Raw genomic sequence first — 22220 nt, forward strand, 5'->3', positions numbered from 1 at the left:
CGCACCAGGAAATCATGACCGGCCCGATCCAGGTCAGAAGGGTCCGCACGAACCGGACTTTTCGGATGTACTACGCCCGCGCGAGGCGCGCCAGCAGGTCACAGGCCAGTTCGTGGGTAGCGGGCAGCCGCACGGCGGAGACGCGGGGCCGGCCGGCGTCCGCCAGCTGGCTGTCGACCGACAACCGCTCGTGCAACGCCCTTCGCAGCGCGACGCCGTGCGAGGCGACTCCGTCGTCCTTCGAGACCAGGGCGGCGACGACCGACGGCCCGAGCGAAGCGACGCTCTGCCCGCTGTCGAACACCGCCCGCAGCGCGTCCGCGACCAGGATCATCCCGGTCAGCCGCGGGAACCCGGCGACCGTGCGGAGGTCGAGAGAGACGACCAGCAGCACGTGGTCCTCCGCGGCCGGCCGCTCACGCGCGGCGGCGGCGCCGTAGACCTCGACGAGCCGGGTGCGCAGGTAGGCGGCCGAGGGCAGGCCGGTCAGCGGGTCGGTGACCTCGGTGTGCACGAGCTGGTCGGTGGCGACGTCGGCCCAGGCCAGCGCCGTCGTGCGGAGGAGCCGGGACGGCGTCGCGTCGACGTCGGGTGAGACGAACCCGTCCCCGCCGTCGAGGACGGCGTGCAGCGCGGCCAGATCGGCGAGGGTTTCGGCGAGCCCCGCCCCGGCCGCCGCCCGTGCCCTGGCCAGTCCGGCCAACGCCGTTTCGGCGGCCTCGACGCGGCCCTTGGCCAGCACGGCCGCGCAGACGGCGTCGACCTCGGGCAGGGCCCAGTCGCTCGGGAACCGCCAGCCCGCGGCCAGGCTGGCGGTGCGCCAGCGCGCACGCAGCGTGCGCAGGGACCGGTCACGCTCGGCGTGGGCGGAGGGCGGGACGTCACCGGAGCCGGATCGCGTACCGGTAGCCGGAAGATCCACTGGCCACCCGCCCTTTCGTCCGGTCCGTGTCGATCTTGGTCGATGCTTCACGGTGAGGACGTACCCCGATGGACGCCGTGACGCGTACTCGCGAGTTTTTGTTCAGAAGGTTTTCCCCGGTGCCGGCCGGGGGTGGGTGATTTTGCTGCGCCGTCGGAGTCAACACCCCCACCACGACGTGACCACCCGGGGAGGGTCAGTCACACTTGTCTCGCGTCCCGGGCTCGCCTGTAATGGCAGGTCCTGGCCCTAGCCGACCGAGGAGTGCCGTGTCCACCGTTCCCGCCGATCTCAGCGGAAAGAGTGACGCCGAGCTGATCGCGGAGGTCCGCGCCGGGGAGATCGCCTCGTACGGCACGCTCTACGAACGTCACACCGGTGCGGCGCACAACCTCGCCCGCCAGCTGGCCCGTTCGAGCTCCGAAGCCGACGACCTGGTGTCCGAAGCCTTCGCGAAAGTGCTCGACACGCTGCGTGGCGGCAAGGGGCCGGACACCGCCTTCCGGGCGTACCTGCTGACTGCGCTGCGTCACACGGCGTACGACCGCACCCGCAAGGAACGCCGCGTCGACCTCAACGAGGACATGACCGACGTCGGCGGCGCCGCGGGCGAAGCGCTGACCGTGCAGTTCTCCGACACCGCCGTCGCGGGGCTCGAGCGGACGATGGCCGCGAAGGCGTTCGCGCGGCTGCCCGAACGCTGGCGCGCGGTGCTCTGGCACACCGAGATCGAGCAGCAGAGCCCGGCCGAGGTCGCGCCGCTGCTGGGCCTGACCGCGAACGGCGTCTCCGCGCTCGCCTACCGCGCCCGCGAAGGGCTCCGGCAGTCGTACCTGCAGGTCCACCTGCAGGAGAACGCCGAAGAACGCTGCCGCGCCTGCGCCGAGCGGCTCGGCGCGTGGACCCGCGACGGGCTGTCCAAGCGGGAACGCGCGCAGGTCGAGAGTCACCTGGACGAGTGCGAGGCCTGCCGCGGGCTGGCCGCGGAGCTCGCCGACGTCAACGGCGGGCTGCGCGCGATCATCGCCCCGATCGTCCTGGGCGGTGCGGCGCTGGGTTACCTCGCCACGATCGGCGCCGCCAAGGCCAGCGCGGCCACCGCCGCGACCGCGGGTGCGGCCGCCGCCGGCGCTGCAGCAGCCGGGGGCAAGGCCGGCGCGGCCGCTGGTGCCGCCGCCGCGGGGCCCCGCCAGTTCGCCGGGGTCGCCGCTTCCGGCACGGCGGTCGTCGCGGCCGTCGTCATCGCGCTCACCGCCGGTGGCGGGACGCAGGACATCCCGGTCGCGGCCCAGGTGCCGCCGCCGGTGGTCCAGCCGGTCCAGCCGCCGGCGCCGAAGCCCCAGCCGCCGGCTCCCCCCGCGCCGCAGCCGCCCGCTCCACCCGCACCGCCCGCGGCCCCGCCCGTCGAGCCCGCTCCGCCACCGGTCGAGCCGCCGGCCCCGGCCCCGCCGCCCGCCCCGGCCCCGCCGGCTCCGGCGCCGCCGTCGGTGTCCGCGACCACCCCGCCGGGCGGGCTCGAGCTGAGCCCCGGCACCGCGATGAACCTGCCGATCACCGTGCGCAACGACGGCGGCAGCCCGTCCGAACCGGTGGCCGCCGCGCTGAACCTGCCCCCGGGCGTGCGCGCGGTCAACTCCGGTGGGGGCGGCGCGCCGATGGCGTTCGCGCAGGACGGCGCGCCGATCTCGGTGAACTGCCCGGGCGGTGAGGGCACGGTCGTCTGCAAGACCGGTGCCGGCCTGCAGCCCGGCCAGAGCGCCACGCTGAACTTCCGGCTGCAGGCCGACGAGGACGCCCAGGGCGGCACGGTGACCGGGTCGGTGACCGCCGGGGTGCAGATCAACGTCGCGGTGAGCGTCAAGGTCACCGTGAAGCTGCCGCCGGAAGCGGTGGTCCTGGAAGCGCAGGGCGACGGGCTCTCGGCGTTCCCCTGGACCCGCAACCCGCTGGTCTACGTACGTGTCCGCAACACCGGCGAGACGACCAAGCCGGTCACGGTCACCTTCGACCACCCGCTGTGGCAGTGGTGGAGCCTGCGCGGCTTCCCGTGCACGCCGACCGACGGTGGCGCGAGCTGCACAACGAAGAGCGCGCTGGCCCCGGGGCAGCACGTCAACCTGTGGGTGCGGCTGAAGGGCCGTCCCGAGGACGGGCGCGTGACGATCAACGCGAAGCTCGGCAAGGCCGCGGCCGCGCCGGTCACCGTGGACTTCGGCTGTTACCACCGCTGGTGCGGCGAAGACCCGCTGCCGTCGACCACGCCGCCGTCGACCACGCCGACCAAGCCCACGAAGCCGACTCCGTCGAAGCCGTCGTCCACCCCGCCGGCGACCACCACGGAAACCAAGCCGACAACCGAACCCCCGACGTCGACGACCACGACGAGCGCACCGCCGCGCCCGACCGGCAAGCCCGGCGACCAGCGGCCGACCGTCACCCCCGAGAACCGATTCGGCTGGCTGACCGGGTAGCGTCCGCGCGGTGCGCGAGCTGCTGAAAAAGCATCGCGAGCTCCTCCGCTTCGCCGTTGTCGGCGGGATCAGCTTCGTGATCACGATGTCCGTCAACTACGGCTTGAAGTTCACCGTGCTGCGGACCCACCCGGTGACGGCGCTGATCGTCGGCGTGCTCGTCGCGACGATCTTCTCCTACGTCGCCAACCGCGAGTGGTCGTTCCGCACCCGCGGCGGCCGGGAGCGGGCGCACGAAGCCGCGTTGTTCTTCCTGATCAGCGGCATCGCGCTGGGCCTGAACGCGCTGCCGCAGTGGTTCTCGCGGTACGTCCTGGACCTGCAGGCGCCGCACCTGTCGCCGTTCGGCGTCGAGGTGGCCGACTTCGTCAGCGGCATCGTCATCGGCACGCTGCTGGGGACGGCGTTCCGCTGGTGGGCGTTCAAGAAATGGGTCTTCCCGGACGAAGCCGCGCGCCCGCGCGAAGAGCTCACCGAAACCGCGCACGATCCGGACATTCCCGGCCGCAAGGCCGCCTGACCACGAGTAAACGGCGTGTGCTTCTAGACTGCACGGTGTGACCGTTGTGGAAACCGTGCTCAAGCGCACGCCGGAACCACTGCGTTCGGTGCTGATCAAGCACCGGGAGCTGCTGAAGTTCGCGATCGTGGGCGGCTCGACGTTCCTGGTCGACAACGGCGTCTGGTACCTGCTGAAGCTCTCGGTGCTGGAGTCGAAGCCGACCACCGCGAAGGCGATCGCGATCATCGTCGCGACGATCGTCTCGTACATCCTCAACCGCGAGTGGTCGTTCCGCACCCGCGGCGGTCGCGAGCGCCACCACGAAGCCGCGCTGTTCTTCGTGATCAGCGGCATCGCCGTGGTGGTGAACCTGATCCCGCTGTACGTCTCGCGGTACGTGATCGACCTCGAAGTCCCGCACGTGACGCGGCTGGTGCAGGAGGTCGCGGACTTCGCGAGCGGGTCGATCATCGGCATGCTGCTGGCGATGTTCTTCCGCTTCTGGGGTTTCAAGAAGTGGGTCTTTCCGGACGAACTGGGGCAGCGGCGGCGGGACGGCGACCAGGTCACCCGCCTGCACTGAGCGAGTTCCGGCCCCGATCACGCGAGTTCCGGCCTCCATCACGCCACTTCCGGCTCCGATCACGTGTGATCGGAGCGGCATCACCCGTGATCGAGCGGGCATCGCGCGTGTCTGCGCGGGCATCACGTGTGATTGAGCGGGCATCAGCCCGATGCCCGCTTCAACACGCGTGATGCCTCCCGGATCACGCGTGATTCCCGGCGGATCTCGCGTGATTGCGGACGTAACTCGCGTGACTGGAGCCGTAACTCGTACTGGCCCGCCCTAAACTACTTGTCTTTTGACATGTAGTTGTCTATGGTCATCTTCGTCAGTGTTCCTTCGTGAGGACGCCGTCCGGGTTCGGCCGGGCGAGCGGGACGATTCGAGGTGGTTTCCGAGCGCGAAGAGGTCGCACCCGTCCGCGGGTGACGATGGAGCCTTTTCCCGACTCGACGGGACGCGTGCCCGAAGCCGCGTCCGCATCTCTCGTCCCTTCTGACGAAACAAGGACCTTTTCTTGAGCACGACTGCGCTGAAACGCGCCCAAAATCCAGCCCTCCTAGGCCTGTTCCTGTCCGTTTTCCTCGCGATGCTCGACGCCCAGGTCGTCGCCACCGCGCTCCCCCGGGTCGCCGCCGAGTTCGGCGGGACCGGGGCCTACGCCTGGGTCACCACCGCCTACCTGCTCGCCGGGAGCGTCACCGCTCCCCTCTACGGCAAGCTCGGTGACGTCGCCGGGCGCAAACGTGTGCTCCTGGCCGCACTCACCCTCTTCCTGCTCGGCTCGCTCGCCTGCGGCCTGGCGCCGTCGGCCACCTTCCTGATCGCCGGGCGGGTGCTGCAGGGCGCCGGCTCCGGAGGGCTCTTCGTCTCCGTCGGCGCTTCGCTCGGCGAAATGTTCACGCCTCGCGAAGGCGCGAAGTACTTCGGGTGGTTCTCGATCTGCTTCGCCGTCGCCTCACTCGCCGGGCCGGTGGTCGGCGGCCTGCTGACCGACGTGGCCGGGTGGCGGTCGATCTTCCTGGTCAACCTGCCGCTCGGCCTGGTCGCCCTCGCCCTGCTCAAGAACCTCGACCTGCCACGACGACGGAGAGAAGCTCCGTTCGACTTCGCCGGTGTGGTCCTGCTGGGCGTGACGATCACCGGGTTCACCCTGCTGACGCCGTGGTCGATCGGCCTCGGCGCGGCAGCGGCCGTCGCGTTCGTCCTGATCGAACGCAGGGCAGAAGCGCCCGTGCTGCCACTACGTCTCTTCAGAGACCGCACGTTCACCGTGTCCGTCGTGCTCAGCGTGCTCGCCGGGTTCGCCTTCCTCGGCTCGATCAACTACGTCGCGGTCTTCCTGCAGGCCGACGCCGGTCCGGCGGAAGGCGGGCTGCGGCTGGTGCCGATGACGATCGCCGTCGCGGTCTCGTCCGCCGTCGCGAGCCGGGTCATCACCCGCACCGGCGCCTACCGCTGGGCACCACGGCTCAGCATGACGCTCGGCCTGCTCGCGGTCCTCGGCCTCACGATGCTGGACGAGCACAGCCCGCTGCAGGTCGTCCTCGGCTGCCTGGTCGTCTTCGGGCTCGCGGCCGGGCTCAACCTGCAGGTGCTCGCGATGGCCACGCAGAACACCGCGCCATCTGCGGACCGTGGCGCGGTTGCCGCCGCGGTCAACCTCGCCCGCGCGCTCGGTTCCGGGCTCGGCCCGGTCGCGCTCGGGTTCGCCTACAACGCCGGTACCCACGGCGTGTTCCTCAGCCTGCTGCCCGTGCTCGCGCTCGCCGTCGTCACGGCCTTCGCACTCCCGCACGTACCCCTCCGCGAAAAAGGAGAATCCCGATGATCTTCGTCCTCGGCGCCACCGGCAAGGTCGGCCGCGCCCTCGTCCCCGCCCTGCTCGACACCGGCGCCGCCGTCCGCGCCCTGACCCGCGACCCGGACCACGCGCGCATCGACCCGCGGGCCGAAGTCGTCCGGGGTGACCTCGACACCGCCGACCTGCCCGCACTGCTCGACGGCGCGGACCGCGTGTTCGTGCTGACCCAGGGCCACAGCGCCGACCGCGAACAAGCGGTCGCCCAGGCCGCCGCTCGCGCCGGCGCCACCCACCTCGTCAAGCTGTCCACCACGGGTGTCCACTTCGGACAGAACGACGTGATCACCCGCGCCCACGCCGAAGCCGAGCAGGCGATCCGCGAAGCCGGTCCCGCGTGGACGATCCTGCGGCCCGGCGCGTTCATGGACAACCGGTTCGCGTGGCTCGGTTCGGTCCGCGAGGAAAACGCTGTGTACGCGCCCGACACCGACCCGGCGTCCGCGCTGGTCCACGTCCGGGACATCGCCGCGGTCGCGACGCTCGCCCTCACGACGTCCGGCCACGAAGGTGCGACGTATGAGCTCACCGGCGGCGAAGCCCTCACCACCGGGCAGCAGGTGGCGATCCTGGCCGAAGCGCTCGGCCGGCCGATCAAATATGTCGAAGAACCCGAAAGTGCCGCTCGTGACCGCATGATCCGGATGCACGGCTGGCCCGCGAAGGCCGTCGACGGTCTTTTCGCCCTCAAGCGTGAGTCCGCCGGCCACGAGCACGTCGTCTTCGACACCGTCGAACGGCTGCTCGGCCGGCCGCCGCTGACCTTCGCGAATTGGGCGCGTGAGAATGCGGCCGCGTTCACCTACCATTACCGGGGGTGACGGCGGGGAGGTGACCGGATGGCCGACGGCCTGCGTGTCCTCGTCGTGGACGACCATCCCCTGTTCCGGTTCGGCGTCTCCACGCTGCTCGACGCCGAAGCCGGGATCGAGGTGGTCGGCGAGGCCTCGACCGGTGTCAACGCCGTCGAAGCCGCGGCCGCGCTGCGGCCCGGCGTGGTGGTCATGGACCTCCACCTGCCCGACCTCTCCGGAATCCAGGCGACCCGGCACATCGTGACCGCGAGCCCGGACACCGGCGTGCTGATGCTGACGATGGCCGACGAAAGCGAGTCGGTCTTCGCGGCGATGCGCGCCGGTGCCCGGGGTTACCTGCTCAAGGACGCCGAGCCGGACGAGATCATCCGCGCCGTCCGGGCGGTCGCCCGGCGGGAGGCCATCTTCGGCCCCGACATCGCGAACCGCGTGCTCGCCTTCTTCAACCAGCCGACGGCCAGCGAACCGGTGTTCCCGGAGCTGACCGGACGCGAGCGTGAGGTCCTGTCCCTGATCGCGGCCGGGCACAGCAACTCCGTCATCGCGACGACGCTGTGCCTGAGCCCCAAAACGGTGCGCAACCACATCTCGAACGTCTTCGCCAAGCTCCACGTCGCCGACCGGGCCGAGGCGATCGTCCGGGCCAGGGACGCCGGGCTCGGGCGGTCCTGAGGGCACCCCTCCGGGCAACATCGGGACGCCGGTCCCATGCGCCCGGGACACCCCGGCGGGCAGGCTGGAGGCCTGCACCGTTCGAGGGGGATGGGTGACGATGTTCGAATCCGACAGGACGCCGGTGGTGGTCCGGGCCACCGACCCGATCCTGCACAACGGCGTCTGCATGGCGCTGCGTTCGCGTGACGAGGTCCGGGTGGTGGACGCGGAGTCCGCCGACCCGGGCATGGTCGCGCTGCTGGTCACCGACCGGCTCGACGAGCCGATGACCCGGCTGCTGTCCGCGCTCCACCACCAGGGCTTCACCCGCATCGTGCTGGTCGCGGGCGAGGTCGACGACAACGAGATCCTCAACGCCGTCGAGCACGGCGTCTGCGCGGTCGCCCGCCGCGCCGATGCCGGGCCAGAGGTGCTCGTCCGGCTGGTCAAGGCCGCCGCGGCCGGGGAGGGGGCCTTGCCGCCCGACCTCCTCGGCCGGCTGCTGAACCGGGTTTCCCGCCTGCAGCGCCAGGTGCTCCAGCCGCGCGGCCTGCACCTGGGCGGCATGAGCAACCGGGAAACCGAAGTGCTCCGGCTCGTCGCGGCGGGATATTCAACGCAGGAGATCGCCGATCAGCTGTGCTACTCGCAGCGGACGGTGAAGAGCATCCTGCACGACGTGACCAACCGGTTCCAGCTGCGCAACCGTTCGCACGCGGTTGCGTACGCCCTGCGTGAAGGGCTGATCTGACCAAGGATCGCCCAGCCGGCCTGCAGACCGGCCTGGGCATGCCTGCGCGAGCCGGGTTCGTCCTGCAGGTCATGGCCGAGCCCGGCTAGCTACTTGTCAAGTGCGTGCACCGCGGTGATCCCGGCGAGCACCAGGTCGACGCCGGCGAGGAACTGCTCGCGGTCGTCGTGGTCGCGCACCTGCTTCGCGAGGGCCCGCGTGATCGGGTAGTCGTCGGGGTCGAGCCCTTCCCACGCCTTCGACACGGTGTCGAGGAACCCGGCCCGGTCGATCCCGGGGCCGAGCGCGCGGGCGTTCGCGGTGTTGGCGGCGTTCTGGCCGGCGGCGCCGAGGATGTAGTGCACCAGCGCCGAGCCCGCGGTGAACAGGCTGTCCTCGGGGACTCCCAGCGCGCGGACCTGGCGGCCGACACTTTCGAAGATCCGCGGCGCCACCGCTCCCCAGGGGCTGCGCGAAAACTGCGCCGAGAGCTGCGTGGCGAGCCACGGGTGGTTCTCGATCGCGACGAACAGGTTGAGCGCGACGGCGCGAACCCCCTCCGGCGGCTCCGCGGGCTCGACGGCCAGCGCGGCGGCGACCACGGCATCCGTCGCGGCGGCGAGCAGCTCGCCCTTGTTCGCGACGTGCCAGTAGATCGCGCCGGCCCCGGTGGCGAGGCGCTCGGTCAGCACCCGGAACGTCAGCCCGTTCTCGCCCGCCTCGTCGAGCACCTCGACGGCGGCCTCGACGATCCGCTCCCGGGAGAGCGCCTCCGTGCGCCGCGTCCGCGTAACCATGGCTCCATCTTGACATATCTGGAACGCCGTTCCAAGATTGGAACAACGTTCCAGAGAGAGGAGCAGCACCATGCAGACCCCCGTCACGATCATCGGAGCCGGACTCGGCGGCCTCACGCTCGCCCGAGTCCTGCACGTCCACGGCATCTCCACCACGGTTTACGAGGCCGAGCCCTCCCCGACTTCCCGCACGCAGGGCGGGATGCTCGACATCCACGAGCACAACGGCCAGCGCGCGTTGCGGGCCGCCGGCCTGTTCGACGAGTTCCGCGAGCTCGTCCTGGAGGGCCGCGAAGCGACACGAGTCCTCGACCGGCACGGCGCCGTCCTGCTCGACGAACCCGACGACGGCACCGGCGTCCGTCCCGAAGTGCAGCGCGGCGAGCTGCGCGGGCTCCTGCTCGACTCGCTCCCCGAGGGCACCGTCCGGTGGGGCCACAAGGTCACCGGCGTCCGCGCCCTCGGCGAGGGCCGCCACGAAGTGACGTTCGCCGACGGCCGCACCGACGTCACGACCCTGCTCGTCGGCGCGGACGGCGCGTGGTCACGGGTCCGGCCGCTGCTTTCGGACGCGGTGCCCGCCTACGCCGGGACGTCGTTCATCGAGACCTACCTGTTCGACGCCGACAACCGGCACCCGGCCAGCGCGAAGGCCGTCGGCGGCGGCGCGCTGTTCTCGGTCGAACCGGGGAAGGGCATCCTGGCGCACCGCGAGAGCGGCGGGAACCTCCACACCTACGTGATCCTGGCGAAGCCGCAGGACTGGTTCGCCGGAATCGACTTCACCGACACCGCCGCGGCCACCACGCGGATCGTGGCGGAGTTCGAGGGCTGGGCGCCGGAGCTCACCGCGCTGATCACCGACGGCGAGACCGCGCCGGTCCTGCGTCAGCTCAACACGCTGCCGCCCGGGCACCGGTGGGACCGCGCGCCGGGAGTGACCCTGCTCGGCGACGCCGCGCACCTCTCGGTCCCGAACGGTGAAGGCGCCAACTCGGCCATGGAGGACGGCGCCGAGCTCGGTGAGGCCCTCGCCGCGCATCCCGGCGACGTCGAGGCCGCGCTCACCGCCTACGAGCAGACCCTGGTCGCCCGCAGCACCGAAGCGACCACCGAAGCCGTCCGCGACTTCGAGCTGTGCTTCGGCGACAACACGCCCGACAGCCTGATCGGCCTGCTCACCGGAAACGTGCCGGCCTGACTCAGCGGGGCACGCGTTCGGCGGGCCAGCGCACTTCGGGCACGTCGCTGGGCCGCGGGACCTTGAGGAACAGGCTGAACACGGCCGGACGGCGGTTCGACAGCTCGAGGCGGCCGCCGTCGGCTTCGACCAGCGCGCGGGCCAGTGCCAGCCCGACGCCGGTGGAGCCGCCGCCGGAGAAGCCGCGTTCGAAGATGTGCGGGGCGAGTTCGTCCGGCACCCCCGAGCCGGTGTCACTGACCTCGACCACCACGGTGCCCTCGGCGTCACCACGCCGAGCAACCAGGTTGACCGTGCCCGAGCCGTGGCGCAGCGCGTTGTCCAGCAGCACGCCGATGACCTCACGCAGACGACCGGGCGTCGCCCGCGCCATCAGGCCGTCGGCCACGCGCGTCCGAAGGTTGCGGCCCTCCGAGCGAAGCAGCTCTCGCCATTCCTGCGCCATTTGGGGCAGCTGCGTGGGCAGGTCCACCGGTTCCGCGCCGACCTCGCGGGCCGCGCGCGCCGCCGCGAGCAGCTCGTCGAGGGCCTCGGCGAGCCGGTCGGCCTGTTCCTGGGCGGCCTTCGACTCGTCGGCCACCTCGTCGTCCGGGTGCACGGTGAGCGGTTCCAGCCGCAGCTGCAACGCCGTCAGCCGGCTGCGCAGCTGGTGCGAGACGTCGCCGACGAGCTGGCGTTCCCGCTGGACGAGCTGGGCGAGCGCGGTGCCGGACGCGTCCAGCGCCTCGGCGACCATGTCGAGCTCACCAACGCCGTAGCGGCTCGGGTCGGGCCGGAAGTCACCACCGCCGAGCCGGGACGCGCGTTCGGCGACGTGCCGCAGCGGCTTCGCCAGCCGCCGCGCCGTCGCGATCGCCACCACCGCGCCGGTGCCGATCGACAGCAGCACCAGCAGGATGACGACGAGGGTCACCGTGGTCTGCCGCTCGTGCATCGGGCCGGCCGGGACGGCGATCTCGACCTTGCCGTCGCGGGCCAGGTCGGCCGTCTCGGTGACGGTGTCGGGACCGGGACTGTTGCCGTAGCGCTTCTCCTTCTGGCCACTCGCCCGGACGGTCAGCAGCCCGTTCGCCGGGACCGCCGCGCGCACCTGGTCGAGGTCGATCTCCTGGCCGTTGGCGATCTCGGTGTCGAGGATCGCCGCGGCCGCGCGGGCGTTCTCCGCGAGCGTCTCCCGGTAGCTCGACTCGATCTGCCAGCTCGCCACGATGCCCAGCGGGATGCCGAGGACCGCCGCGGTGACCGCGACGGCCAGGAGGATGGCCAGCAGGATGCGACGGCGCACGGTTATTCGGCGTTGAACCGGAAACCGACGCCGCGGACGGTCGCGATCCGCCGTTCGCCGTCGTGGGTCTTGCTGCTGCGGCCGGCGGCCTCGTCGGCGGCGATGGCGAGCTTCCGCCGCAGCCACGACATGTGCATGTCGAGCGTTTTGGACGTCTTCGACTCGAGGTCGTTCCAGACCTCGGCGAGGATCTCGTCGCGGCTGACGACCTGCCCGGCGCGGCTCATCAGGACGCGCAGCAGCTCGAACTCCTTGTTCGCCAGCTGCACCTCGTGCAGGTCGACGGTGACCAGCCGGGCGCCGAGGTCCATCCGCACCCCGCCGGCCTCGAGCACCTCGGGCACCCGGCGGCGCAGCAGCGCGCGGATCCGGGCGAGCAGCTCGGCCAGCCGGAACGGCTTGGCGACGTAGTCGTCGGCCCCCGCGTCCAGGCCGACGACGAAGTCGACCTCGTCGGTGCGGGCGGTGAGCATCAGGACGGGCAGCTCGGTTCCGTTGGCGCGCAGGCGGCGGCAGACCTCCAGGCCGTCCATCCCGGGCAGGCCGAGATCCAGCACGAGCAGGTCGACGCGCTGGGCGGCGGTGGCGTCGAGCACCGAAGGACCGTCGGTGACGACGTGGATCTCGTATCCCTCACGTTCGAGGGCGCGGGAGAGCGGTTCGGCGATGGCCGGATCGTCTTCGGCAAGTAGGACCATGCTCACCTGGTCGACTCTACGGCTCTGAGGCGTGAAACCATCGTGACCGTGCCTGGCTACGGAGATGATCTGGACCTCGCCACCCGGCTGGCGGATGCCGCCGACGCGATCACCACGGCGCGGTTCCGCGCGCTGGACCTGAGGATCGAGCGCAAGCCCGACCGCACGCCGGTGACCGACGCGGACACCGCGGTCGAGGACGCGATCCGGTCGTTGCTGGCTTCGGAGCGCCCGGACGACGCGGTGCTGGGCGAGGAGCGCGGCGGCTCGGCGGCGACCGGCCGCGCGTGGGTGCTCGACCCGATCGACGGCACCAAGAACTTCCTGCGGGGTGTACCCGTTTGGGCGACCCTGATCGCGTTGGTCGTCGACGGCGACCCGGTGGTGGGCATGATCAGCGCACCGCTGCTGGGCCGCCGTTGGTGGGCCGCCACGGGTTCGGGCACGTTCTCGTCCGACTCGGCCGGCACGCGGCAGCTGTCGGTTTCCGGTGTTTCGTCCCTTTCGGACGCTTATCTGTCCACGACGGACGTGAACTCGTGGCGCGAGCACCACTCGCGCGAGAAGTACCTGGAGCTGGTCGACGCGTGCTGGGAGTCCCGCGCGTTCGGCGACTTCTGGCACCACGTGCTGGTGGCCGAAGGCGCTTTGGACGTCGCGGCGGAGTGCATCGTGAACCCGTGGGACGTTGCGGCGGCGCAGGTGATCGTGACCGAGGCCGGCGGGCGGTTCAGCGATCTCGACGGCGTCGGGCGCTACGACAACGGGAGCGCGTTGTCGACCAACGGCCGCCTGCACGACGAGGCGCTGGCGATCCTCAAGCGCTGACGGGATACGCCGCCTGGCGGGCACTTCTTGACCGGTCTGAACCACCGGTGGTTCACTCCGGGTGCTCGCCGGGTCACCCCTGCTTTCTGACAACGTTGTCAGCCCGGGTAGGCCCGCTCACCCCGGGAGGAAGAGCATGCGCAGAGTCGTCACCGCGGCTTTGGTCATTCCCCTGGTCACCGCCGTGGCCAGCCCCGCACTCGCGGAAACCCAGAGCCGCGACCTCGCCGCCTACGTCAACCCGTTCGTCGGCGCGAAGGCCGGCGGCACCCCCGAGACCAACACCTACGCCGGTGACACCTTCCCCGGCGCCGACGTCCCCTTCGGCATGGTCCAGTGGAGCCCCGACACGCCGCTGCAGCCCAAGCCGCCCACCGGGCAGGGCCGTTACTACGCCCGCGACCGTGACGGCGGTTACGCCTGGGAAGAAAACCGGCTCCGCGGCTTCAGCCTCACCCACTTCAACGGCGCCGGCTGCGGTGGCGCGGCCGGCGACGTCCCGTTCCTGCCGTTCGCCGGCACCATCGGCACCTCGCCCGCCGTCGACGCCACCAAGTACTTCCCCACGTTCAGCCATGCGAACGAATCTGCGTCACCCGGCTACTACAAGGTGAAGACGGACTCCGGCATCACCACCGAGCTGACCGCGACCCAGCGTTCAGGCATGGGCCGCTTCACCTTCCCGAAGAACTCCCCCGCCACGCTGCTCATCGACGTCGCGCAGTCCGCGATGGGCAGTGACGACGCCGCCGTGACGGTCGACCCGGCCAAGCGGACCGTCGAAGGCTGGGTCTCCAGCGGCCACTTCTGCCGCGGCCCCAACACGTACAAGGTCTACTTCTCGGCGTCGTTCGACCAGCCGTTCACGACGTCCGGGACCTGGCAGAACGCCACCGTGACGCCCGGCGGCACCACCGCCCGCGGCAGCGACCTCAGCAAGACGACGTGGGACAAGCAGGTCGTCACCCCCGACGGCGGCTCCGGCGCCTACCTGACCTTCGACCCCGCCAAGCCGGTCCAGGTGCGCGTCGGATTGTCCTATGTGGACGCGGCCGGGGCGAGGCTCAACGCCGCGGCCGAACAGCGCGGCGCTTCCTTCGACACCGTCAAGAACGACGCTCGCCGGACCTGGAACGACCGGCTGAAGCAGATCACCGTCGAAGGCGGCACGGACGCGGCCACCAGGACTTTCTACACCGCGCTCTACCACACGCTTCTGCAGCCGAACGTCTTTCCGATGTGGACGGTCGTTACCCGGGCTTCGACAAGGCGATCCACCGCACCAAACCGGGCCACGCGCAGTACGCCAACTTCTCCGGCTGGGACACCTACCGCGACGAGGTCCAGCTGCTGTCGATGCTCGCCCCGCACGAGGCCGCCGACATGGCGCAGTCGATGCTCAACCAGGCGAACCAGGCGGGCGGGATCTGGGACCGCTGGTCGCAGAACAACGACTTCATGGGCGTGATGGGCGGCGACCCGTACCACTCGATCATCGCCAGCACCTACGCCTTCGGCGCCACGGACTTCGACGCGTCACAAGCGTTGAAGTCGATGGTCAACGGCGCCACCCGCGTCCAGCAGGCGGGCGAACGCGCCCTCGAGCGCCCCGGGCTGTCCGACTACCAGACGCTGGGCTACCACCCCAACAACGTCTCGGACATGCTCGAGGACACGACCGCCGACTTCGGCATCGCGCAGCTGGCCCAGCGGCTCGGCGATCCGAAGACGTACCAGCAGTTCATGACCCGCGCGCAGTACTGGGAGAACGTCTACAACCCGGCCACCGGCTACCTGCAGACGCGGATGCGCGACGGCCAGTTCCTCTCGCCGTTCGATCCCGCCGAGTACCAGGAAATGCGCTACCAGGAAGGGAACGCGGCGCAGTACACATGGATGGTGCCGTACAACGTCCGCGGGCTCTTCGACGCGATGGGCGGCGACGACGCCGTGAAGAAGCGTCTCGACTTCTTCTTCACGAAGCTGAACAGCGACGCCAGTTCGCCGTACGCGTTCATGTCGAACGAGCCGTCGTTCGAGGTGCCGTGGGAGTACGCGTACGCGGGCGCGCCGTCGAAGACGCAGGACATCGTGCGCCGCTCGGCGGAGCTGCTCTTCAAGCCGACCGAGGACGGCCTGCCCGGCAACGACGACCTCGGCGCGACGTCGGCGTGGTACGTCTTCGCGGCGCTCGGCATGTACCCGGAGGCGCCCGGGCGTGCCGAAATGGTGCTGGCCAGCCCGATGTTCCCGAAGATCACACTGACCCGCGCGACCGGGCAGCGGATCACGATCACCGCGCCCGGCGCGTCCAGCTCGGTGAAGTACGTGAACAGCCTGAAGGTGAACGGGAAACCGAGCACCAAGCCGTGGCTGCCGGAGTCGTTCGCGGTGAACGGCGGCCGGCTGGACTTCACGCTCGGCACGTCGCCGACGTCGTGGGGCTCTGGTGCTTCGGACGCGCCGCCATCCTTCCGCGACGGCGAGGTTCCGGTGCGCGGCCGGGTCGGCCCGGGCCGCGTCGTCGTCGCCCCGGGCGGCTCGACGTCCGCGACCGTCATCGCCGAAGGCATCACCGGCCAAGGCAAAGTGACCTGGCACGCGAAGCCGCCGGCCGGGATCATCGTGACGCCGTCGAGCGGCACGCTCACGGTGGGCGCGCACGGGACGGCTTCCCAGCAGGTTCGCGTCACGGCCGCCGCCGGGTCGCCCGACGCGTTCACGAGCGTGCCGGTGGAGTTCGGCGGGCAGCTGCCCGCATACCTGCCGGTGACGGTCGGGAAGCCGGGGACGCTGCACGCGGCGGACACGAACGTCGGCGTCACGGACGACCGGTTCGTCCAGTACGGCGACTTCGGCGAGACCGACCTCTACCCAGGCCAGTTCGCCTACTCCGCCCAGGGGCTCGCGGCAAGCGGCATCACGCCGGGCGCGAAGGTGCGGGAGTTCACTTGGCCGCCGAGCCCGGCGGGTTCGCCGGACAACGTGATCGCCTCGGGGCAAACGTTTGCGGTGGACGCTCCGGCGGGCGCGACGAAGCTGTCGTTCCTCGGCTCGGCGACCGGCGGCGACGCCCGGGGCGACGTGACGGTCACCTACACCGACGGCTCGACCCAGCAGGGTTCGCTGGGCCTGTCGGAGTGGCTGCTCAAGGGCGGTGAGGAGACACCGCAGTTCGGGAACACCGTCGTCGCGCAGGTGCCATACGTGAACTCGGCGTTCCCGAGGTACATGTTCCGGCTGCAGCGGCCGTACACGTCGTACCTGTTCGCGACGGCCCCGATCGCCCTGGATCCGGCGAAGCGGGTTCGCAGCATCACCCTGCCGACGTCGACCGGAGCCGGCGCGGCGCACGTGTTCACCTACGCGGTGAGCTGACCGGCCTGCCCGGGTCGTGCGGTGTCACGACCCGGGCAGCAGGCCGACGGCGCCGCGGGCGACCTGCGCCCAGGCCAGCCGGCCGAAGAGGTAGTGGCACGCCACCTGTTCGCTGGTGAACCGCGCCCAGTCGTAGCGGTTGCCCTGCTCCCGCCAGAACACCTCCCACGCCTCGTCCTCGCCCTGCATCAGGCACCAGGCGTTGTCGACTTCGGCGCCGAGCGAGACGACCTCCGGCGGCACGCCCAGCACGCCGAGCCAGCGCTGGATCGACTGGGTGTTCATCAGTCCTCTTCCCCCTTGGCCTCGGCGAGGTAGCCGAGGGTGACGAGCTCGTCCGCCCCCAGCAGCGCACGGTACCGGGTGCCGCCGCCGACCTGGCCGAACCAGTTCGCGGCCTCCGACCGCCACATCGGCACCGCGCGCACCACGACGTACCGGCGGTACTCGGCGTCCAGCATCCCGGGCGGCAGCGAGCGTTCCGTGAACGGCGTGCCGTCGGCGAAGAAGACCCGCCCGTACGCCGGGCCGAAGCGGTCGAGCACGGTGTCGGCCGGCACCATCACCGGCTCGGCCGGGTCGAAGCCGCACTCGGGGAACTGCTCCCCCGGCGGCCACGCGTACTCGGGCCCGAGCGGGCTCTGCCCGACGACGAACCGGCGGATCCACACCGCCTGCGTCGCCCGGGCATACGGGACGTATCCGGCGGTCAGGTGCGCCGGCACCGGCCGCGGCGGTGCGGTCGGCGACCGGCGGAAACCCGCGGTGACGTTGGTCAGCGACTGGTCGTCGAAGATCAGCCGGGCATCCGGGTGGTCGTTCGGCGGGAAGCCGGACGGGTCGTAGGGCAGCGGCAGCTGCAGCGCCGGCTTGTCCATGGCGACCGGCAGGTGCCCGATCGGGAACATGTGCACCAGGAACAGCGCGACGACGCTGCCCCGTTCCGTGCGCGGTGAACCGAGCGGCGGCAACGGCGCGGGCGAGCCCGGGTTCGGCGGCGGACCGGCCACCGGCGGTGGGCCGGCGACCGGCGGTGGCGGCGCGGCGGGCGCCGGCGGGGCCGGGGGCAGCGGGAACGGCGGCAGCAGCGGCGACACCGCGTGCGGCCAGGCCGCGGGGTTGCCCGAGGGCGGGGTCGGCGCCTCTTCGAACGCGCCGGAGTCCGTCAAGCCGTAGCCGGGCAGCTGGATCGGCCCGGTGTCGAGGTCGGCCTCGACCGGTTCGGAGCCCGCCTCGGAAGGCTCGGTCACACCCATCCTCCGGCTCGGTCGGTGCCCGCGGGCACACCAGTACGACGCGGCCGCGGCGCTGCCGGTCCCCCTTGATACCGCACCCGGCACGTGCGGGCGCATCGAGGTCAGCTCAACGCGGCGACCACGCGGGACGGGCTCGGGCGGCCGAGCTGTCCCGCCATCCACGCGCTGGCCGCCACCAGCGCGTCCAGGTCGGCGCCGTGGGCAACGCCGAGCCCGTCCAGCATCCACACCAGGTCTTCGGTGGCCAGGTTCCCCGTCGCCGACTCGGCGTACGGGCAGCCGCCCAGCCCGCCCGCCGAAGAGTCCACAGTCGACACTCCACATCGGAGCGCCGCCAGCGTGTTGGCGAGAGCCTGACCGTAGGTGTCGTGGAAGTGCACGGCCAAAGTACCGACATCGCCGAACAGCCCGATCAGCGCTTCGACCTGCCCGGCGGTCGCGACGCCGATGGTGTCGCCCAGCGAAAGCTGCGAGCACCCCATGTCCAGCAGCCGGCGGCCGGCGTCGGCGACCTGCTTCGCCGGCACCACGCCTTCCCACGGGTCGCCGAAGCACATCGAGAGGTACCCGCGCACGTCCAGGCCGGCTTCCCGGGCCCGCGTGACGACCGGCTCGAACATCGCGAACTGGTCGTCCAGCGAGGAGTTGAGGTTCTTCTGCGCGAACGTCTCCGTCGCGCTGGCGAAGATCGCGATGTGCTCGACACCCGCGTCGAGGGCGCGGTTCAGGCCCTTCTCGTTCGGCACCAGCACCGGGTACCGGACACCGTCGCGGCGGTCGAGCCGCGCCAGCAGCTGCTCGGCGTCGGCCAGCTGCGGCACCCACCTGGGGTGCACAAAACTGGTCGCCTCCAGCGTGGTCAGCCCGGCGCCCGCGAGCCGGTCGAGGAACTCGAGCTTGACCTCGACCGGGACGATCGTCTTTTCGTTCTGCAGCCCGTCCCGCGGGCCGACCTCCCAGATCGTCACCCGCTCCGGCAGCTCACCCGCCGAGGGGACCCGCTCCGGCAGGCCGAGTTCGCGCGTGCCCATCAGCGCCGTCGATCGCCGCGTGGCGGGTGCCCGCTCTGGGGCGGCAGCGGCTCGGTCCGCTGGGGCTGCTGCGCCTGCGGGGCGCCCGGCCGGTAGTCGTCGTACGGGTTGTCGTTGACCTCGCGGTAGATCACCGTGTGGACCTTTTCGACGTGCGGGATGTCCTCGAACCGCAGCGGCTCGTCCGACGCCGACTCGATGATCAGCGAGCCGCAGCCGAAGACCCGGTCGAGCAGGCCGTGCTCGAACTGGACGCTGTTGATCCGGCCCATCGGGATGTCGATGCCGGTGCGCTTCAGCACACCCTCGCGGACGATGAGGCGGTCGGTGGTCACGATGAAGTGGGTGGTCCGCCAGCGCACGAACGGCGCCAGGAACAGCCACACGACGAGCACCAGCGCCACCACGCCGATCGCGATCAGCCCGACCGAGTCCCACGGCGAACCGGCGTCCTTCGCGAGGATCGCGAGCCAGGTGCCCGCACCCAGGGTGACCAGCAACGCGAGCGTCGGCAAGATCAAGATCTTGAAGTGCGGGTGACTGTGCACCACGACGTGCTCTTGCTCGCTGAGCAACTCGTCCGGATAAGCCACGGCGGACGCTCCCAAGGTCGGTGCGGCGGTGTCGCTTCACCGTACCGGCGAGACGCTCGGCCGGTGCGTGCAACGCCCCAAACAATCAGGCCGGGCGCACGTGCACCACGTCACCCGCGAAGACGGTGTGCCGCTGGCCGCCCGCCATGTCGACCTGCAGCTGCCCGGCGGGGTCGATGTCGGCCGCGCGGCCGATGAGCGACGTGCCGTCCGGCAGCTGCACCTCGACGTCCTGGCCGAGGGTCGCGCAGTGGGCGCGGTAGTCGCCGAGCAGGCCGGCTTCGGTGAGGTCGCCGCCCGCCAGGCGCCAGCGGCGCTCCAGCTCGTCGAACTCGGTGAGCAGCGCGACGGCGACGTCGGTGCGGTCGGTGGTGGTGGCGCCCTGCTCGGCCAGCGACGTCGCGGGCAGCCCACCCGGCCCGGGCGTGACGTCGCCGAGCGGCAGGACGTTGAGCCCGATGCCGAGCACGATCGACGGCTCGGCCCCCGCGACGGCTTCGGCGAGGATCCCGGCGCACTTGGCGCCGTCGACGAGGACGTCGTTGGGCCACTTCAGCGAGGCTTCGACCCCGACGCCGGCGGCCGCCGCGCGGACGGCGAGCCCGGCGACGACGGACAGCGAGCCGAGCGCCGAGAACGGGACACCCGGCCGGAGCGCCACACTGAGGTACAGCCCGGCGCCCTTCGGCGAGCTCCACGGCCTCGCGCGCCGGCCGACCCCCGCGGTCTGCTCCTCGGCCAGCAGCACGGTCCGGTCCGCAGCCCCGTCTTCGACGGCTTTTCGCAGGTCAGCGTTGGTGGACCCGGTGCGCTCGACGACGTCGACCCGTGCGTACCGATCTTGGAGCGCCGCGGTCAGCCGGGCGGCGTCGATCTCAGGCATGTGCCCACCATATGGGAGTCCCCCTAACGTGCAAGGCGTTCACTCGTTCACATACAGGTGCGCTCTTCTAAATTGGACACCGTGACGACCGAGCCTGCGCCCAAGCCGTCCTCCTGGGCCCGTGGGGCGGCCCTGCGCGGCCTCGTCGCGCTGCCGCTCGTCGCGGGTCTCGTGACCGCGGGCTGGCTGCTGGCCGACCGGTCGCCGGAACCCGCGCCCGCGCCGGTCCCGCTGCCGGTGGCCGACGGCGCGGCTTCGGGCCCGTCGGTCCTCGAGGTCAGCGCACCGGTGAAGGCGCAGGAGCCGGGCCAGGGCGCGTCCGGCGCGGGCGGCAAGAGCCCGCTGCAGCAGTGGGCGGACCAGCTTTCCGGGCCCCTGGACATCCCGTCGGACGCGCTGGTCGGCTACGCGAACGGCGAGCTGGCGCTGCGCAGCGAACAGCCGTCGTGCCACCTCTCGTGGGTCACGCTCGCCGGCGTCGGCTCGGCGGCGTCCGACCACGGCCGCGGCGGCGAGAACCTACTTGGGCTGACGGCGGCGCAGACCAAGAAGTACGGCGCCGACGCGCCGGTCGCGGCCGGCCGGGCGCTCTGCGCGGGCGGCACCGACCTCGGCGCCGGCCCCGGCTGGTGGAAGGCGATCGCGGCGTACCACCCGGGCGGCGAGACGGAGTTGTTCCGCCAGCGGGTGCTCGGCACGGCTCAGCTCTACGCAACGCTCTCGCTGGACCCGGCGTCGGCCGGCTCACCGCGGGTCCGCGCGACCCGCTTCGCGCTCGGCCAGCTCGGCCTCCCGTACGTCTGGGGCGGCAACGGCCCCGACGCGGGCGCGGCCGGTTTCGACTGCTCCGGCCTGACGAAGGCGTCGTACGACAGCGCGGGCGTCGCCCTGCCGCGGACGGCCGACAGCCAGTTCCGCGCGCTCCCCCCGGTGCCGGCTTCGCAGGAGCCGCGCCTGGGCGACCTGGTGTTCTACGGCAGCCCGTCGACGCGCATCCACCACGTCGGCCTGTACCTCGGCAACGGGCTGATGATCAACGCGCCGACCGAGGGCCAGGCGATCCAGATCCACACGTACCACTCCAAGGGCGACGACTACGCCGGTGCGGGCCGCCCCGCCTGAGCCGGCTCCCCCATCGCGCGGTCCAGCAGCGCGGCTTCGTCCTCGGGCAGTGACGCGCTCAGGCGCACCATCTGCACGGCGGTCAGCAGCGCTGTCCGGTCCTCGGCAGTGCCCAGGTCGCCGAGGTAAGGCGGCAAGAGCAGGCCGAGCGCACGGAAGTCCTTGCGCTCGCACAGCTTGCCCAAGAGTTCCGCCAGCGCGTCACTCCCGGAGCCGCCGGTGCCCAGCGCGGCGGCGACGGTGAACCGCATCCCGTCCCGGTACGGCCCGGCCGGCGCATCCTCGAGCCGGTCGGCCGCGTGCCGGTAGTGCTCGCGGGCGCGCGTGCCGTCACCGAGCTCGTCGTGGGCGCGGGCCAGGTTCAGGTGCAGCGAGGGGTAGAAGCCGCGGACCCGCTCGTCGCCGACGCGGTCCGCCCGCTCCAGGCACTCCTGGTTCCAGCGCAGCACGTCCTCGGGAGTCTTCTGGTGCCGGGCGAGGTAGTGCGCCGCGACGCAGGCGCCGTAGTCGTCGGTCGCCGCGTCCCACGCCTGCCGGAACAGGGCGTGCGCCTCGTCGCTCCGGCCCGCGGCTTCGGCCTGCATGCCCTCGGCGCAGAGCCGCACGACCGGGTCGTCGAGATCCATGG

Annotated in this window: 20 protein-coding genes and 1 pseudogene; 11 read left to right on the top strand and 10 right to left on the bottom strand. The window is 71.6% G+C overall.

What is annotated here, in order from left to right; all coding sequences use genetic code 11:
* Window positions 1-70 precede the first annotated feature (70 nt).
* Entirely contained in the window at window positions 71-922 is an 852-nt protein-coding gene (locus ACIA5G_RS36870; RefSeq protein ID WP_395931817.1) for a GGDEF domain-containing protein, read from the bottom strand.
* Between the two features lie 269 nt (window positions 923-1191).
* On the opposite strand from ACIA5G_RS36870, the gene ACIA5G_RS36875 reads away from it, so the two are divergent.
* The 7 genes from ACIA5G_RS36875 to ACIA5G_RS36905 all read left to right on the top strand — a co-directional run bounded on the left by ACIA5G_RS36875 (window position 1192) and on the right by ACIA5G_RS36905 (window position 8541).
* Window positions 1192-3393: a sigma-70 family RNA polymerase sigma factor gene (locus ACIA5G_RS36875; protein ID WP_395931818.1), complete on the top strand. Its 2202-nt coding sequence runs from the start codon at window positions 1192-1194 to the stop codon at window positions 3391-3393.
* Between the two features lie 10 nt (window positions 3394-3403).
* Entirely contained in the window at window positions 3404-3913 is a 510-nt protein-coding gene (locus ACIA5G_RS36880; protein ID WP_395931820.1) for a GtrA family protein, read from the top strand.
* Between the two features lie 37 nt (window positions 3914-3950).
* Window positions 3951-4478: a GtrA family protein gene (locus ACIA5G_RS36885; protein WP_395931822.1), complete on the top strand. Its 528-nt coding sequence runs from the start codon at window positions 3951-3953 to the stop codon at window positions 4476-4478.
* A 499-nt stretch (window positions 4479-4977) separates the two neighbouring features.
* Complete coding sequence (locus tag ACIA5G_RS36890) at window positions 4978-6291, top strand: MFS transporter (protein WP_395931824.1); 1314 nt, start codon at window positions 4978-4980, stop codon at window positions 6289-6291.
* Window positions 6288-7142, top strand: a complete 855-nt coding sequence (locus ACIA5G_RS36895; RefSeq protein ID WP_395931826.1) for an NAD(P)H-binding protein — start codon at window positions 6288-6290, stop codon at window positions 7140-7142. Before ACIA5G_RS36890 ends, ACIA5G_RS36895 begins: the two co-directional genes overlap by 4 nt.
* Window positions 7143-7160: 18 nt before the next feature.
* Window positions 7161-7808 (top strand): response regulator, encoded by a 648-nt coding sequence (locus tag ACIA5G_RS36900; protein ID WP_395931828.1) that lies wholly within the window; start codon window positions 7161-7163, stop codon window positions 7806-7808.
* A 100-nt stretch (window positions 7809-7908) separates the two neighbouring features.
* Entirely contained in the window at window positions 7909-8541 is a 633-nt protein-coding gene (locus tag ACIA5G_RS36905) for a LuxR C-terminal-related transcriptional regulator (protein WP_395932278.1), read from the top strand.
* Window positions 8542-8630: 89 nt separating this feature from the next.
* Here ACIA5G_RS36905 and ACIA5G_RS36910 read toward each other — a convergent pair whose 3' ends face one another.
* Window positions 8631-9317, bottom strand: coding sequence for a TetR/AcrR family transcriptional regulator (locus ACIA5G_RS36910; protein WP_395931830.1), 687 nt, complete (start codon window positions 9315-9317; stop codon window positions 8631-8633).
* 70 nt (window positions 9318-9387) lie between these two features.
* Between ACIA5G_RS36910 and ACIA5G_RS36915 the strand changes: the two genes are divergently transcribed.
* Window positions 9388-10518 (top strand): FAD-dependent oxidoreductase, encoded by a 1131-nt coding sequence (locus tag ACIA5G_RS36915; protein ID WP_395931832.1) that lies wholly within the window; start codon window positions 9388-9390, stop codon window positions 10516-10518.
* A 1-nt stretch (window position 10519) separates the two neighbouring features.
* On the opposite strand, the gene ACIA5G_RS36920 is transcribed toward ACIA5G_RS36915, so the two are convergent.
* Both ACIA5G_RS36920 and ACIA5G_RS36925 read right to left on the bottom strand, forming a co-directional pair.
* Window positions 10520-11803 carry an ATP-binding protein gene (locus tag ACIA5G_RS36920; protein WP_395931834.1) on the bottom strand — a complete coding sequence of 428 codons (1284 nt, stop codon included), beginning with the start codon at window positions 11801-11803 and terminating at the stop codon, window positions 10520-10522.
* A gap of 2 nt (window positions 11804-11805) precedes the next feature.
* A complete protein-coding gene (locus ACIA5G_RS36925; protein ID WP_395932280.1) occupies window positions 11806-12501 on the bottom strand; it encodes a response regulator transcription factor in 696 nt (231 codons plus the stop codon).
* A 42-nt stretch (window positions 12502-12543) separates the two neighbouring features.
* On the opposite strand from ACIA5G_RS36925, the gene hisN reads away from it, so the two are divergent.
* Window positions 12544-13329 carry a histidinol-phosphatase gene (gene hisN / locus ACIA5G_RS36930; protein WP_395931836.1) on the top strand — a complete coding sequence of 262 codons (786 nt, stop codon included), beginning with the start codon at window positions 12544-12546 and terminating at the stop codon, window positions 13327-13329.
* Between the two features lie 136 nt (window positions 13330-13465).
* Window positions 13466-16707: pseudogene (locus ACIA5G_RS36935) on the top strand (GH92 family glycosyl hydrolase).
* Window positions 16708-16731: 24 nt separating this feature from the next.
* Here ACIA5G_RS36935 and ACIA5G_RS36940 read toward each other — a convergent pair.
* The 5 genes from ACIA5G_RS36940 to ACIA5G_RS36960 all read right to left on the bottom strand — a co-directional run bounded on the left by ACIA5G_RS36940 (window position 16732) and on the right by ACIA5G_RS36960 (window position 20470).
* On the bottom strand, window positions 16732-16992 hold the full coding sequence (locus ACIA5G_RS36940; RefSeq protein ID WP_003105220.1) for a hypothetical protein: 261 nt from the start codon (window positions 16990-16992) through the stop codon (window positions 16732-16734).
* On the bottom strand, window positions 16992-17957 hold the full coding sequence (locus ACIA5G_RS36945) for a TNT domain-containing protein (RefSeq protein ID WP_395931838.1): 966 nt from the start codon (window positions 17955-17957) through the stop codon (window positions 16992-16994). The genes ACIA5G_RS36940 and ACIA5G_RS36945 overlap by 1 nt, the downstream gene beginning before the upstream one ends.
* A 107-nt stretch (window positions 17958-18064) precedes the next feature.
* Window positions 18065-18994, bottom strand: coding sequence for a hydroxymethylglutaryl-CoA lyase (locus ACIA5G_RS36950; protein WP_395931840.1), 930 nt, complete (start codon window positions 18992-18994; stop codon window positions 18065-18067).
* Window positions 18994-19587: a PH domain-containing protein gene (locus ACIA5G_RS36955; protein ID WP_395931842.1), complete on the bottom strand. Its 594-nt coding sequence runs from the start codon at window positions 19585-19587 to the stop codon at window positions 18994-18996. The genes ACIA5G_RS36950 and ACIA5G_RS36955 overlap by 1 nt, the downstream gene beginning before the upstream one ends.
* Window positions 19588-19672: 85 nt before the next feature.
* A complete protein-coding gene (locus ACIA5G_RS36960; protein WP_395931844.1) occupies window positions 19673-20470 on the bottom strand; it encodes a biotin--[acetyl-CoA-carboxylase] ligase in 798 nt (265 codons plus the stop codon).
* Window positions 20471-20551: 81 nt separating this feature from the next.
* On the opposite strand from ACIA5G_RS36960, the gene ACIA5G_RS36965 reads away from it, so the two are divergent.
* The gene (locus ACIA5G_RS36965) at window positions 20552-21592 is read left to right on the top strand and encodes a C40 family peptidase (protein ID WP_395931847.1); all 1041 of its coding nucleotides are present in this window, start codon (window positions 20552-20554) and stop codon (window positions 21590-21592) included.
* Here ACIA5G_RS36965 and ACIA5G_RS36970 read toward each other — a convergent pair.
* Window positions 21565-22218, bottom strand: a complete 654-nt coding sequence (locus ACIA5G_RS36970) for a hypothetical protein (RefSeq protein ID WP_395931849.1) — start codon at window positions 22216-22218, stop codon at window positions 21565-21567. The genes ACIA5G_RS36965 and ACIA5G_RS36970 overlap by 28 nt on opposite strands.
* Between the last annotated feature and the right edge of the window lie 2 nt (window positions 22219-22220).

Origin of the sequence: Amycolatopsis sp. NPDC051758, assembly GCF_044453095.1 — a bacterium.
GTDB lineage: Bacteria > Actinomycetota > Actinomycetes > Mycobacteriales > Pseudonocardiaceae > Amycolatopsis.

Coding starts and splice junctions, on each gene's coding strand:
- ACIA5G_RS36895 (WP_395931826.1), top strand. CDS start 6,288: ATGATCTTCGTCCTCGGCGCCACCGGCAAGGTCGGCCGCGCCCTCGTC.
- ACIA5G_RS36900 (WP_395931828.1), top strand. CDS start 7,161: ATGGCCGACGGCCTGCGTGTCCTCGTCGTGGACGACCATCCCCTGTTC.
- ACIA5G_RS36905 (WP_395932278.1), top strand. CDS start 7,909: ATGTTCGAATCCGACAGGACGCCGGTGGTGGTCCGGGCCACCGACCCG.
- ACIA5G_RS36910 (WP_395931830.1), bottom strand. CDS start 9,317: ATGGTTACGCGGACGCGGCGCACGGAGGCGCTCTCCCGGGAGCGGATC.
- ACIA5G_RS36915 (WP_395931832.1), top strand. CDS start 9,388: ATGCAGACCCCCGTCACGATCATCGGAGCCGGACTCGGCGGCCTCACG.
- ACIA5G_RS36925 (WP_395932280.1), bottom strand. CDS start 12,501: ATGGTCCTACTTGCCGAAGACGATCCGGCCATCGCCGAACCGCTCTCC.
- ACIA5G_RS36940 (WP_003105220.1), bottom strand. CDS start 16,992: ATGAACACCCAGTCGATCCAGCGCTGGCTCGGCGTGCTGGGCGTGCCG.
- ACIA5G_RS36950 (WP_395931840.1), bottom strand. CDS start 18,994: ATGGGCACGCGCGAACTCGGCCTGCCGGAGCGGGTCCCCTCGGCGGGT.
- ACIA5G_RS36960 (WP_395931844.1), bottom strand. CDS start 20,470: ATGCCTGAGATCGACGCCGCCCGGCTGACCGCGGCGCTCCAAGATCGG.
- ACIA5G_RS36970 (WP_395931849.1), bottom strand. CDS start 22,218: ATGGATCTCGACGACCCGGTCGTGCGGCTCTGCGCCGAGGGCATGCAG.